This is a genomic window from Streptomyces sp. NPDC058284, assembly GCF_042881135.1.
Classification (GTDB): Bacteria; Actinomycetota; Actinomycetes; order Streptomycetales; family Streptomycetaceae; genus Streptomyces.
This window is the reverse complement of the sequence record NZ_JBHVYE010000008.1, coordinates 125,473-139,240: the sequence shown is the minus strand read 5'-3', so window position 1 is coordinate 139,240 and position 13,768 is coordinate 125,473. Positions and strand designations below refer to the sequence as shown.

Annotated in this window: 8 protein-coding genes and 2 tRNA genes; 7 read left to right on the top strand and 3 right to left on the bottom strand. The window is 72.3% G+C overall.

Annotated elements, in window-relative coordinates:
• Positions 1–50 precede the first annotated feature (50 nt).
• Complete coding sequence (locus ACFVYR_RS14210; RefSeq protein WP_384254653.1) at positions 51–1,721, top strand: long-chain fatty acid--CoA ligase; 1,671 nt, start codon at positions 51–53, stop codon at positions 1,719–1,721.
• A gap of 119 nt (positions 1,722–1,840) precedes the next feature.
• On the opposite strand, the gene ACFVYR_RS14205 is transcribed toward ACFVYR_RS14210, so the two are convergent.
• A complete protein-coding gene (locus ACFVYR_RS14205; RefSeq protein WP_384254656.1) occupies positions 1,841–3,154 on the bottom strand; it encodes an MFS transporter in 1,314 nt (437 codons plus the stop codon).
• A gap of 203 nt (positions 3,155–3,357) precedes the next feature.
• Between ACFVYR_RS14205 and ACFVYR_RS14200 the strand changes: the two genes are divergently transcribed.
• Positions 3,358–3,933, top strand: a complete 576-nt coding sequence (locus ACFVYR_RS14200) for a TetR family transcriptional regulator (protein ID WP_384254659.1) — start codon at positions 3,358–3,360, stop codon at positions 3,931–3,933.
• A gap of 74 nt (positions 3,934–4,007) precedes the next feature.
• Here the strand turns inward: ACFVYR_RS14200 and ACFVYR_RS14195 are convergent, their stop codons facing one another.
• Complete coding sequence (locus ACFVYR_RS14195; RefSeq protein WP_384254661.1) at positions 4,008–8,666, bottom strand: PAS domain-containing protein; 4,659 nt, start codon at positions 8,664–8,666, stop codon at positions 4,008–4,010.
• 217 nt (positions 8,667–8,883) lie between these two features.
• Entirely contained in the window at positions 8,884–9,306 is a 423-nt protein-coding gene (locus ACFVYR_RS14190; RefSeq protein WP_384254663.1) for an SSI family serine proteinase inhibitor, read from the bottom strand.
• A gap of 272 nt (positions 9,307–9,578) precedes the next feature.
• On the opposite strand from ACFVYR_RS14190, the gene ACFVYR_RS14185 reads away from it, so the two are divergent.
• The 5 genes from ACFVYR_RS14185 to ACFVYR_RS14165 all read left to right on the top strand — a co-directional run bounded on the left by ACFVYR_RS14185 (position 9,579) and on the right by ACFVYR_RS14165 (position 13,695).
• A tRNA-Ser gene (locus ACFVYR_RS14185) sits at positions 9,579–9,669 on the top strand.
• A 213-nt stretch (positions 9,670–9,882) separates the two neighbouring features.
• Positions 9,883–9,955 (top strand) — tRNA-Arg (locus tag ACFVYR_RS14180).
• 85 nt (positions 9,956–10,040) lie between these two features.
• The gene (locus ACFVYR_RS14175) at positions 10,041–10,979 is read left to right on the top strand and encodes a DUF2797 domain-containing protein (RefSeq protein ID WP_384254666.1); all 939 of its coding nucleotides are present in this window, start codon (positions 10,041–10,043) and stop codon (positions 10,977–10,979) included.
• Positions 10,980–11,209: 230 nt separating this feature from the next.
• Positions 11,210–11,959 carry a response regulator transcription factor gene (locus ACFVYR_RS14170; protein WP_384254668.1) on the top strand — a complete coding sequence of 250 codons (750 nt, stop codon included), beginning with the start codon at positions 11,210–11,212 and terminating at the stop codon, positions 11,957–11,959.
• A 230-nt stretch (positions 11,960–12,189) separates the two neighbouring features.
• Complete coding sequence (locus tag ACFVYR_RS14165; protein ID WP_384254670.1) at positions 12,190–13,695, top strand: MFS transporter; 1,506 nt, start codon at positions 12,190–12,192, stop codon at positions 13,693–13,695.
• Positions 13,696–13,768: the final 73 nt, after the last annotated feature.

The window sequence follows — 13,768 nt, the reverse complement described above, 5'->3', positions numbered from 1 at the left end:
CCAAGCGGTATGCGCGCAGAATCAGCGCAGCCCTTACTGCCGCGTAGGCAATGTCGCCCCAGGAGGACGCCGTGCTGAGCACGATGCAGGACGTACCGCTGACCGTCACCCGCATCCTCCGGCACGGCATGACCGTGCACGGGGCATCGCAGGTCACGACCTGGACCGGCGAGGGCGCACCGCAGCGCCGCAGCTATCGCGAGCTCGGTGAACGCACGGCCCAGCTCGCCAACGCCCTACGCGATGACCTCGGCGTCACGGACGACGAGCGAGTTGCCACGTTCATGTGGAACAACGCCGAGCACGTCGAGGCCTACTTCGCCGTGCCCTGTATGGGCGCCATCCTGCACACCCTCAATCTGCGGTTGCCCGCGGACCAGCTGACGTGGATCGTCAATCACGCCGCCGACCGCGTCATCATCGTCAACGGCTCCCTCCTCGGCCTGCTCGCACCTCTCCTGCCGCGCCTGACGAGCGTCGAGCACCTGGTGGTCTCGGGCCCCGGCGACCGTTCCCTGCTGGCGGGTGCCGACGTTCAGGTGCACGAGTACGAGGAACTGATCGCGGGCAAGCCCACCGCCTACGACTGGCCCGAGCTGGACGAGCGGGCCGCGGCGTCCATGTGCTACACCTCCGGCACCACCGGTGACCCCAAGGGTGTCGTCTACTCCCACCGGTCGATCTACCTGCACTCCATGCAGGTCAACATGGCGCAGTCGATGGGCCTCACGGACGCGGACACGTCGCTGGTCGTCGTCCCGCAGTTTCACGTCAACGCCTGGGGCCTGCCGCACGCGACCCTCATGACCGGCGTGAACATGCTGATGCCGGACCGTTTCCTGCAGCCCGCCCCGCTCGCCGAGATGATCGAGGCGGAGCGGCCCACGCACGCGGCCGCCGTCCCCACCATCTGGCAGGGCCTGCTCGCCGAACTCACCGCGAAGCCGCGCGACGTCAGCTCGCTCGGCCAGGTCACCATCGGCGGCTCGGCCTGCCCGCCGTCCCTGATGGAGGCCTTCGACCGGCTCGGAATGCAGGTCTGCCACGCCTGGGGCATGACGGAGACGTCCCCGCTCGGCACGGTGGCCCGCCCCCCGGCCCACGCCGTCGGCACCGAAGAGGAGTTCAACTACCGGCTCACGCAGGGCCGCTTCCCCGCCGGGGTCGAGGCCCGCCTGGTCGGACCCGGTGGCGAACACCTGCCGTGGGACGGCGAGTCGGCCGGGGAGCTGGAGGTGCGCGGCCCCTGGATCGCGGGCGCCTACTACGGCGGCGCGGGCGGTGAAGCCCTCAGGCCCGGGGACAAGTTCAGCGAGGACGGCTGGCTGAAGACCGGTGACGTCGGCGTGATCACCGCGGACGGCTTCCTCACCCTCACCGACCGGGCCAAGGACGTCATCAAATCGGGCGGCGAGTGGATCTCGTCGGTCGAGCTGGAGAACGCCCTGATGTCCCACCCTGACGTCGCCGAGGCCGCGGTCGTGGCCGTGCCCGACGACAAGTGGGGCGAACGACCGCTCGCCACAGTCGTGCTGAAGGAGAACGCGACCGCCGACTACACCTCCCTCCGTGACTTCCTCGCGGGCAGCATCGCCAAGTGGCAGCTACCCGAACGCTGGGCGATCGTCACCGCGGTACCGAAGACCAGCGTCGGCAAGTTCGACAAGAAGGTCCTGCGCCGGCAGTACGCGGCGGGCGAGCTGGACGTCACGCGGCTCTGACGCGACCAGGGTCGGAGCGGGACGGGCGCGGGGGCGGGGCCGGGGGTTGGCAGTTGGGAGTTGGCAGTCGGGAGTCGGGAGTCGGGAGTCGGGAGTCGGGAGTCGGCTGAGGGTGGTCGTCACGCCGTCCCGGCGGTGCCGACGGGCTTCCTGCCACCGCGCCGGGCCGGTATCGCGGTCGACGCCCAGCCGAGTGCGAGCCAGAGGGCGGCGACCGCGCACACACCCGTCCAGCCCCACTGCGTGAACGCGGTGCCCGCGAGGGCGGAGGCCAGCGCGCCGCCCGCGAAGCCGGCCACCACATAGGCGGTGTTGGCCACCGCCGGTGTTGAGGTGGTCGTCAGCGCCAACGTCTGGTTGGCGATGTGGTTGGCGACCAGCGCCACGTGAAGGGCGACCGCCCCCGCGCAGAGAGCCCAGAGGGCGCCGCCGCCCAGCCAGAAGAGCGGCACGGAGACCGCCGCCGTGGCATACGCGTACGCGACGACCTTGGCCGCGCCGAAGCGGTCGACGAGCCCGCCCGCGAGCGGCGCCACGACGGCGGCCGCGAGACCGAAGAGCCCGAAGAGGCCCGCGGTGGCGGTCGTCATGCCGTACCCACCGTCTCCGCTCTCGGTGAGCAGCACGGCCAGGGAGGTCCACAGCGCGCTCCACGCCCCGTACATCCCGGCCTGGCGGACGCAGGCGCCCCGCAGCTCGGCGGAGCCGCGCACCACACCGGGGAGTTGGGCGAGACCGGCGAAGAGCGGTCCCGTCCTACGGTGCCGCTCGGCGGGCAGCACGGCGGCGGAGGCCAGGCCGAGCAGTGCGGTGAGGACGGCGGCGCCCACGAAGACGTAGCGCCAGCCGAAGGCCTGGCCGACGAGGCCGCCGAGCACGCGGGCCGCGACGATTCCGGCGAAGAGACCGGCTATGACCGCCGCGACATGGCTGGCCCGCCGGTGCGCGGGCGCCCGCTCGGCGACCAGCGGCACGAGCAACTGCGGCACGACCGTGGCCGCGGAGGCCACCAGGACGGTGGCGGCGAGCGCGGTGGTCCCCGAGGTGGTCGCGCCCAGGGCGAGCGCCACCGCCGCGACGACGGAGAGCACCGCGACGAGCCCGCGGCGGTTCACCCGGTCTCCGAGCGGGGCGAAGAACAGCAGACCCGCCGCGTAACCGAACTGGGCCACCGAGGCGACCCACGCGACGGCCGACGGGGTGGACCCGAAGTCGCGGGCGATCAGGGGGAGCAGCGGCGCGGCGATGTAGATGTTGGCGGCCGTCACCGCGGTGCAGACGGCTATGAGGACGAGGAAGACGCCTTGAGGTACGGCGGTGGGGGGTGCTTCTTGAGCGGGTGCTTCGTGTGCAGTTGTTTGGTGAGTGGGTGCCTCACGTACAGGTGCTTCATGTGCGGTGGTTGAGGGCGGTGAGGTGGGTGCTGAAGGCATGAGGGAGCTGGACTCCTTCGCGTAGCCGCAGGCCGGTAGTCGGCAGCCGGTAGCTCGTAGCCGGTTGCCGTGACGAATGGGCGGGGCGCCAGTCGAGTGCTGGCAACCAACTGGTTGGTTGGAAAAAGTCTGCGCCTGCTGCGGCCGGTCTGTCAAGCAACCAAACAGTTGGTTACCCGAACGGGTTCGCCTACCCTGTGCGCATGGCAGTGAGAGACCCCGAGGCCACCAAGGCGCGGATCTTCGATGCGGCGGTCGCCGAGTTCGCCCGGTACGGCATCGCGGGCGCCCGCATCGACCGCATCGCGAGTCAGGCGAAGGCGAACAAGCAGCTCATCTACGCCTACTTCGGCAACAAGGCGGAGCTGTTCACGCAGGTCCTGGAGGCGCGGATGCTGGAGATGGCCGTCGCCAACCCCGTCGACGCGGACGACATGGACGGCTGGATGGACCGGCTGATGGACTACCACGCCGCCCACCCCGAGCTGCTGCGCCTGCTCTTCTGGGAGGGCATCGAGTACGACACGGACGAGCTCCCCGACGAGCCGGAGCGCCGCGACCACTACGACCGCAAGGTCGCCGTGCTGGCCGACGCTCAGGCCCGGGGCGTCATCGGCGACGAGATCCCCGCGTCCCACCTGCTCTTCATGGTGGTCGCGCTGGCCGGCTGGTCCACGGCCGTGCCGCAGATGCGGCGCATCCTCGTCGGCGACGAGGACACCGACCGCGAGCAGCTGCGCGCCTCGATCAAGGCGGCGGTGCGGCGCATAACTGCTTAGAGCCCGTGTGAGCCCTGTGAGCCCGTGTGAGCCTGTGTCACACAGGCTCCTGGAGCCAGACGGCCGCCGTGCCGCTAGTTCGTGCCGATCTTCGCCAGCAGGTCCACGATCCGGCTCTGCACCTCAGTGCTGGTGGAGCGCTCCGCCAGGAACAGCACGGTCTCGCCCGCCGCGAGCTTCGGCAGGTCCGTCTTGTCGACGGCCGCCGTGTAGACGACCAGCGGAGTGCGGTTCAACTGCCCGTTCGCGCGCAGCCAGTCGACGATTCCGGCCCTGCGGCGACGTACCTGGAGCAGGTCCATCACCACGAGGTTCGGCCGCATCTGCGCCGCGAGCGTCACCGCGTCCGCGTCGCTCTCGGCCCGCGCGACCTGCATGCCGCGCCGCTCCAGCGTGGCGGTCAGGGCGAGCGCGATCTCCTCGTGCTCCTCGATGAGCAGGACGCGCGGAGGGTGCTGCTCGCTGTCGCGCGGCGCGAGCGCCTTCAGGAGTACGGCGGGATCGGCGCCGTACGCCGCCTCGCGCGTCGCCTGCCCGAGGCCCGCCGTCACGAGCACGGGCACTTCGGCGGCCACGGCGGCCTGACGCAGCGACTGCAACGCCGTACGCGTGATCGGCCCGGTCAGCGGGTCGACGAAGAGCGCCGCGGGGAACGCCGCGATCTGCGCGTCGACCTCCTCCCGCGAGTGCACGATCACCGGGCGGTAGCCGCGGTCGCTCAGGGCCTGCTGCGTGGTGACGTCGGGCGCGGGCCACACCAGGAGACGACGCGGGTTGTCCAGCGGCTCGGGCGGCAACTCGTCGTCCATCGGCTGGGGCTGGGGCCGGTTCGCGATCTCGACGGCACCGCCGGGACCGTCCAGCGGCTCCGGGCCCTCGTCCGCGTCCTCGTCGGGGGCACCGATCGCGTACGAACGTCCGGCGCCCTCGGTGGCGGACGGGATACGGGACTGGGGGTGTGCCGAGGTGGGCGGCTGGGGGTGCGGGTGCGGGCGGGCCGAGGCCTCGGGGCGCTCGTCGGTCGCGGGGTCGGGGGGCGTGCCGAGGCGGCGTCGGCGTCCGGAGCCGCCGAGCGTGTTCGACTGCGCGGCGCCGACCTGCGGCTGAGCCTGCCCTTGGCCATGACCTTGGCCTTGGCCAGGACTTTGGCTTTGGCCAGGACTTTGTGGCCGGCCCGCTTCCGGGCGGCCCTTGGGCGCGGCCGACGGCGCGTGGGGGGAAGGTGCGCCGGCGGGCGGCGCGGTCTGCGGTACCGGCATCGGACCCGCCGCGGTGGCCGCCTGGCCGGGCGCCGGGGCCTGGGGCGGCAACGGGGGCTGTGGAGGCTGTGGTGCCTGGGGGATCCGGGCGTTCCTCGGCGGCTGCTGGCCGTGGCCCTGACCCGGTACGGACGTGCCGCCCTGCGGGCCGCGCTGCTGCTCGGCGGGCACCTGCTGGCCGAACGGCACGCCCTGCCCGAGGGTGCGCACGCTGATCGAGCGTCCCTGGGTCGAGTTGGGGTCCCCGGCAGGAGCCTCGGCGGGCAGCAGCTGTGCCGCTCGCGCCTGCGTACCGTGCGCGGGGGTGCCGTGCGCGGGGGTTCCCGCCGCGTGAGGGGTGCCGTGCGCCGGGGTGCCCGCCCCGTGCGGGGTGCCCTGAGCGGGTACGCCGCCGGGCGGAGTCGTGCCGTCGGGCCACGGCTGCGGTGCGGGCAGCGGGCCGGGCGCGGCGCCACCGCCACTCCGCTGGGGCTGCGGCGCGGTCTGGTCCTGGGGCCGACGGCCCCGACCGGGCGCAGACGCCTGCGGACCGGCCTCCGGCGTGTACGGGGCCTGCGGGGCCTGCGGGGCCTGCGGGGACTGCGGGGACTGCGGGGCTTGAGGAACCTGTGGGGCCTGCGCGGCCCGCGGCGCCTGGGCCGGCCCTCGGCGCGAACGGTGGCCCGTCGGCGCCTGCGTCGGATGGGGCTGCGGCGGCGTGTGGTCGTCGCCGCCTCGGCCCGCGGTCGCGGCGTGCTGCCCGGTGATCTCCTGCGCGGCCGCGTACTCCTGGCCCGCGGCATGACCGGCGGGGGCGTACCCCGCGACGTCCTGGCCCGGCGTGCGGTCGGCCGTGGCGGGCGGCAGCGCGAAGACGCGTCCACTGTTCGCCTCCTCCGCGGCGGCACGCTCCTTGGCGGCGGCCAGCGCACGGCGCGCCCGCCGTCCCGTGGGCCGCGTGGTGGGGTCGCCGTGCCCGGCCCCGGCCTCGACGGCGGCAAGCTCGGCGCCCGTGGAGGCGCCGGACGCCTCGGAAGAACCCGAAGCCAGCGCGGGCAGCGCGTGCTGTTCGCCGATCCGACGGGCCCGACGTCCGGTCGCCCCTTCGGCATCGGCGACGGGCACGCCCTGCGGTGGCACCGTCTCGCCCAACGCGGCAGATCCGGCCGCGTGTTCGGCCGCCGTCATCACGGCGCCCTCCGCGGCGCTCGGACGACCTCGCCGCCGCCCCGTACCGCCGGAAGCGCCGGACACGCCGGACACGCCGGACACGCCGGACACGCCACCGAACGTCTCCGAAGCGTCCGCCCCCACACCGGTACCGCTCTCCGGATCAGCGGTCACCGAACCGGAACCGAGCGTCTCCGAAGAGGCCGCCTCCGCCGCGCGCCGCCCCCTGCGTCGCCCCGTGCCCGTGCCGGTGCCGGTGCCCGTGCCCGTGCCGGTCGGCGACGCCACCGCGCCACCCTCCGTACCAACCGAAGAACCCTCAGAGGCTCCCGGAACAGCACTCTCCAGGAAGGAGTCCACCGAGGAACGCCGAGCCCGCCGACGCCCGCCACCACCGGAGCCGCCCATGGCCTGCTCGGGCACCATCACCGAACTACCGGGAAAAGCACCCGCCCCGGGGACGGCCCCCGCCGAAATCGCCCTCTCCGAAGAGCCCGAAGAACTCGAAGAGCCCGAAGAGCCCGAAGAGCCCGAAGAACTCGAAGAGCCCACAGCGGCCGAAGAGTCGCCTGCCTGCCCCCCACTCACCACACCCGTAGCGCCGCCCCCGGAACCACCGCTCTCCGAAGAGCCCGATCCCATCGGTACTTCGAGGACGTACGCACTGCCGCTCATGCCCGGCACCTCGTGCGTCTGGAGCACGCCGCCGTGCGCCCGCACGATGCCCCGCACGATCGGCTCGTGGACCGGGTCGCCCCCGGCGTAAGGCCCCCGAACCTCGATGCGGACCACCTCGCCGCGCTGGGCCGCGGCCACGACGATGGTGGAGTCGACGTAGCCACCCGCCGCGGCGACCCCGGCGACACCGGCACCGGAACCAGCACCCGCGCGCGTGTTGCCGGTCGCGTCGATGCCCGCGACGTCCGCGACGAGGTGGGCGAGCGCCGTGGCGAGGCGTTCCGGGTCGACCGTGAGCTCTATCGGCGGCGCGTGCACCGCGAACTGCGCGCGGCCGGGGCCGATCAGTTCGACCGCGCCCTCCACACCGGCGGCGACGACCGCGTCGAGCATGACCGTCGTACGGGAAAGCTGTTCGTCGCCCGCGTCGAGCCGCTGGAAGCCGAGGACGTTGTCGACGAGGGTGGTCATCCGGGCGTACCCGGCCGACAGGTGGTGCAGGACCTGGTTGGCCTCGGGCCACAGCTGGCCCGCGTCGTCCGAGGCGAGCGCGGCCAGTTCGCGGCGCAGCTCGTCCAGGGGCCCGCGCAGCGAGGAGCCGAGGACGGCGAGCAGCTGCTCGTGCCGCGCGGCCAGGGTGTCGTACCGCCCCTTCTCGCGTTCGGCGAGTTCCTCGAAGCGGTCCTTCTCGCGCTCGGCGAGCGCCGCGTACCGCTCCTGCTCGGCGGCGAGTTCCTCGGCCCGCTGCTCCTCGGCGGCCTCGATCTCGGCGGCGCGCCGCTCGGCGGCGGCGCGGATCTCGTCCTCGTGCCGGGCGAGCGCGGCCTCGTACTTCTCGTTCAGCTCGTCGTAGGGCCTGCGGTCGGTGAACGTCATCACCGCGCCGACCAGTTGGTCCCCGTCGCGCACCGGCGACGTCGTCAGGTCCACCGGCACCTTGGCGCCGCTCTTGGACCACAGGACCTGTCCGCGCACCCGGTGTTTGCGGCCCGAGCGCAGCGTGTCGGCGAGTGGGGACTCCTCGTACGGGAAGGGCTCGCCGTCGGCGCGCGAGTGCAGGACCAGCGGGTGCAGTTCCTGCCCGCCGAGGTCACTGGCCCGGAAACCCAGTATCTGGGCGGCCGCCGGGTTGACGAGGACGACCCGTCCGTCGGTGTCCGTGCCGACGACGCCCTCGGCCGCGGCCCGCAGGATCATCTCGGTCTGCCGCTGGGAGCGCGCGAGTTCGGCCTCGGTGTCCACCGTGCCCGAAAGGTCCCTGACGACCAGCATGAGCAGTTCGTCGCCGGTGTACCCATGGGCGTCGTACGCGGTCCTGCCGTCCTCCAGCGGGGAGCTGGTGACCTCGACGGGGAACTCGGTGCCGTCCGTGCGCCGTGCGGTCATCCGCGTCGGCTTGGTGCGCCCGCGCTCGTCGATGGTGTCCGGGCGCCGCATGGAGCCGGGGATGAGCCGGGAGTCGAACCCCGGCAGCAGATCGAGCAGACCGCGCCCGACGAGCGCGGTCCCGGGCGTTTCGAACGCCTCCAGCGCGATGGCGTTGGCGTTGACGACCGTGCCGTTGGCGTTGACCAGGACCAGCGCGTCCGGCAGTGCGTCGAGTATGGCTGCGAGGCGAGCAGCGCCTCGGGATGGCCTGCTGCTCACGACGACGCTTCCTCCCTGATTACCGCTTCTTGCCGACTCGCTCAGGCCATCTTGCCCCTCGGCCCGTGGCGTGTCACGGGAGGGAGTCTACGGGGAGTGGTTGCGCGCGCGACGCCGGATGCGAGGGAGGTCGCACGCAGAAGATGTGAGTTTTCCGTAGCCCCTGGTCACGCGGAGGTCGCGGGCCCCTGGTCACGCGGAGGTCGCGGGCCCCTGGTCACGCGGAGGTCGCGGGCAGCACCGGCACGAGGTTGTTCCACCGTGAGATCTCGCAGCCGTCGCTGCGCTTGTACGTGGCGTCGACGGGCCGGCCCTGCCAGGTGCCCGTGATGTGCGCGGTGGCGGGTCCGCCGTACTGCATCGTGCACATCGCGTCGCGCGGCACGGGGGCGAAGGGGTCCTTGCCCCAGCGCGTGACCTCGTGGAGCCGCTCGCACGCCTCGGCGGCCTGCGGATGGGTGCCGCCCGTCGGGTGACACTTCAGTACGTACGTTCCATCACCCGCGCCGCCCGAGTCGGTGACCGTCACGGTGAGCCGGTCGACCGGAGTCGGGACGGGCGCGGTGGCGTGGGCGGTGGCGGGTACGGCGGACAGCGCGGCGGCGGAGGCGACGGCGGTGAGGACGAGGCGACGCAGCATTTCTTTGCTCCACGGAGGACGGGGACGGGGACGGCGGACCGGGAGCGGCGGGCCCGCACACTCCGGAGCGGGCTCTCGGCCCGGACTCGTGGCGCGCGTGGGACTGCCGCTCTACCGCTCTAACGCCGGGCGGCGCGCTTCGTTGCGGTGCCGCTTAACGCTTTGCCCCGCGGGGCGTGGGACTAGTACCGTGGAGGCCACGATTGGTGACGAGCCGCCCGGCTGTGTCATCATCTGCACGCACCCCCCGCGCTCGCGCAGGTGTGCAAGCTGGAGGCGTCGCCTAGTCCGGTCTATGGCGCCGCACTGCTAATGCGGTTTGGGCCTTCAAGCCCATCGAGGGTTCAAATCCCTCCGCCTCCGCAGCTTGATCCGAAGCCCCGGTCCACTGGACCGGGGCTTCGGCGCGTCAGGGGAGGTGTGCGAACGCATGTCGCCCCGGAGGGTGTTTCCGCAGGTCACAAGGGGTCCGCCGAACGGATTTCACATGGCGGCGGCAGTCATGTAATGTTCTTCCTGTCGCCGCGAACGGGCCGAAGGGCCGGGAAGCGGAGACGAAAACAAAAGAAAAAACAAGCACTCGTAGCTTAACGGATAGAGCATCTGACTACGGATCAGAAGGTTGCAGGTTCGAATCCTGCCGAGTGCACATCAGACAAAAGGCCCCCGGAGATGATCCGGGGGCCTTTTGCGTTGTCGTCCGGCTCCGGGAGAACCAGTAGGGAGTTGCCGGCGTGGAGTGGCGTTGTGCGGGGCTCGGGTGGCCCGGGGGGCGGCCCGTGCTGCGGTGGGAGGGCGGCCGGGGCAGCGCCCTCGCGTACGGGACGGGTATCGGGTTCCGGGCCGTCGGTGAGCGGCGGTGCGTGGGGGCGCGGGGGAATCCGTGTCCCCTGCGGGCCGTCGTGCCGGGCAGGGCCACGCAGGCGCGCTGTCCGGAGTGCGCACGCCTTGACCGGGCGTTCTCGGTGGCGGCGGACGGCGTGCCCGACGACCCGCGTACGTACCGGGTGTATCTGGCGTGGTTCGGGCCGGGGCTGGTCAAGGTCGGGATCACGGCCGAGGAGCGGGGCGGCGCACGGCTTCTGGAGCAGGGGGCGGTGGCGTTCTGCTGGCTCGGCCGGGGGCCGTTGATGGCGGCCCGGCGCACCGAGGAGCTGTTGCGGGCGGCCCTCGGGGTGCCGGACCGGGTGCCGTATGCGCGCAAGCGGGAGGTGCGGGGGGCGCTGCCCGCGTGGGCGGACCGGGCGCGGGAGCTGGACGAGCTGTACCGGCGGGCCGTGGGGCTCGACGGGTGGGCGGAGACGCTGGAGCGGGTGGCGTTCGAGGCGGTCGATCATTCGGGGGCGTTCGGGCTCGGCGCGGGCGGTGGAGCGGCGGCTGGGACGGTCGTCGGGGCAGTCGCTGGGGTGGTCGATGAAGTGGTGCGGGAGTTGATCGATGGCGGGGTGGTCGCGGGGCGGCTGATCGCCGCGGCTGGGCCCGACCTCCATATGGAGGTCGCGGGCGGGGGCGTGCTGGTGGTCGACACGCGGTTGCTCGCGGGGTGGGAACTGGTGGCGGCGGACGCGGAGGCGGGCGTCACTGTGCCGGTGTACGCGGTGGGGGGCGGGGGCGAGGGCCGGGGAGGAAGTGGGGGCGCGGGTGGAGGTGTTGAGCAGGACGGGCTCTTCTGAGGGGCGGTGGGTCGGAGCCCGGGGTACGAGCGCGGGGATGTCGGCCGGGTGGCCAAGCCTGCCTCGCCGCGCGGCCGTTGGGTGCGGGGTGGCGGAAAGGGATGGACGTGCGGTTCTGTACGGGAACGAACGCCGCCCTGGTCTCCGCGATCGGCTGAGGGCGATTTTTCTCAGGGAATTCACAGGCTTGCGCAAGAGTGCTCTCAGAGGCGTGCCACAGCCTGTGGCGCATGACCATGACCTCGCCTCAGGCGCTTACCGAACCGCTCAGGCCGGACGGGGGACCCGTCCGCGTGCTCGTCGTGGACGACGAGGTGTCGCTCACCGATCTGCTGTCCATGGCGCTGCGTTACGAGGGCTGGCAGATCCGCAGCGCCGGTGACGGCGCGGGCGCGGTGCGGGCGGCCCGTGAGTTCCGGCCCGACGTCGTGGTGCTCGACATGATGCTGCCCGACATGGACGGCCTCGCCGTACTCGGCAGGCTGCGCCGCGAGATGCCCGACGTACCCGTGCTGTTCCTGACCGCGAAGGACGCGGTGGAGGACCGTATCGCCGGGCTCACGGCAGGCGGCGACGACTACGTCACCAAGCCGTTCGGCCTGGAGGAGGTCGTGGCGCGGCTGCGCGGGCTCATCCGGCGCGCGGGCGCCGCGGACAAGCGAGGCGAGGCCACCCTGGTGGTGGGCGATCTGACGCTGGACGAGGACAGCCACGAGGTGACGCGGGGCGGGGTCTCCATCCACCTCACCGCCACCGAGTTCGAGCTGCTCCGCTACCTCATGCGCAATCCGCGGCGCGTGCTCAGCAAGGCGCAGATACTCGACCGGGTCTGGAACTACGACTTCGGCGGCCAGGCCAACGTCGTCGAGCTCTACATCTCGTACCTGCGCAGGAAGATCGACGCCGGACGTGAGCCGATGATCCACACGCGGCGAGGAGCGGGGTACCTGATCAAGCCCGCCGTTCCCGTCTCCGTGTGAAGCGACTCGAAGCAGCAAGCTCGTAGCGACGCGGCCCTCGACCTCCCCTCTCCGGGAAACACCGATCTCCCCCTCCGGGAAACGCCGATCTCCCCTCTCCGGGGAGCACCCATCTCCCCTCTCCGAAAATCCCTGTACGCCGTACAGGGAGTTGTTCTACGGTGTACGACGCACCCGCACCTCGTACACCGTAGAACTGAGATCCCGTAGAACCGGAGAGGGAGGCCCGCATGACGGCGACGACCCCCGAGACCCCGACCGCCGCCGAACGGCGGCACCCGCAGCGCTGGCTGATCCTCGGCGTCATCTGCCTGGCCCAACTCACCGTGCTGCTCGACAACACCGTCCTCAGCGTCGCGATCCCCTCCCTCACCCGGGAGCTGGACGCGTCGACCTCGGACATCCAGTGGATGATCAACGCGTACTCGCTGGTCCAGTCGGGTCTGCTGCTCACCGCGGGCAGCGCCGCCGACCGCTACGGCCGCAAGAAGATGCTCGCGGCGGGGCTCGCCCTCTTCGGCATCGGCTCGCTCGCGGCGGGACTCGCGCAGAGCTCCGGGCAGCTGATCGCCGCCCGCGCGGGCATGGGCATCGGCGGCGCGCTGCTCATGACCACCACGCTCGCGGTCGTCGTGCAGATCTTCGACGACGCGGAGCGCGTGAAGGCGATCGGTCTCTGGGCCACCATCAACTCCCTCGGGTTCGCGGCGGGCCCGCTGCTCGGTGGCTTCATGCTCGACCACTTCTGGTGGGGTTCGATCTTCCTGATCAACATCCCCGTGGCGCTGATCGGTCTCGCCGCGGTCGTCAAGTTGGTCCCGGAGTCCAGGAATCCCCATGGCGACCGCCCCGACCTGCTCGGCGCGCTGCTCTCGACGATCGGCATGGCCACGGTGGTCTACGCGATCATCTCCGGGCCCGGACACGGCTGGACGTCGGCGCAGGTACTGGTCTCCGCCGCCGTCGGAATCCTCGTGCTCTGCGCGTTCGCGCTCTGGGAGCTGCGCATCCCGTATCCGATGCTGGACATGCACTTCTTCCGGAACCAGCGCTTCGTCGGCGCGGTGGCGGGCGCGATCCTGGTCTCCTTCGGGATGGGCGGCTCGCTCTTCCTCCTCACCCAGCACCTCCAGTTCGTGCTCGGCTACGAGCCGTTGGAGGCGGGGCTGCGCACGGCGCCGCTCGCGGTGACCATCGTGGCCCTGAACCTTGCCGGTGTCGGCGCGAAGCTGCACGCCAGGATGGGCACGCCCGTCACGATCATGTCCGGCATGAGCCTGCTCGCCGCGGGCCTCGCGGCCATAGCGGTGCTCGGCGGCGACAACTACAACGGCCTGCTGTTCGGCCTGATCGTCATGGGCGCGGGCATCGCGCTGGCCATGCCCGCCATGGCCAACGCCATCATGAGCGCCATCCCGCCGGAGAAGGCGGGCGTGGGCGCGGGCGTCAACGGCACGCTCGCGGAGTTCGGCAACGGCCTCGGCGTGGCCGTGCTCGGCGCGGTCCTCAACTCCCGTTTCGCCACGCTGGTCGCGGTCTCCGCCGCGTCGTTCCCGGCGGCCATGGCGGCAGCGAAGTCGGCGGGCGAGCGCGAACGGATCGCCGACGCGTTCTCCTCGGGCCTGGAGACGAGCCAGCTGGTGGGCGCGGCGGCGGTGTTCGCCGGAGGCGTCCTCGCGGCCGTGTTGCTGCGCAGGGCGGAGAGGGCAGGATCCGTGGGTAAGACAGCGGCATAGCATCAGGGGGAGGCCGGACCGCCCGGTTCCGGGCCGTCCGGCCTCCCACGCCGCCCCAGCCGGAGGCGACCGC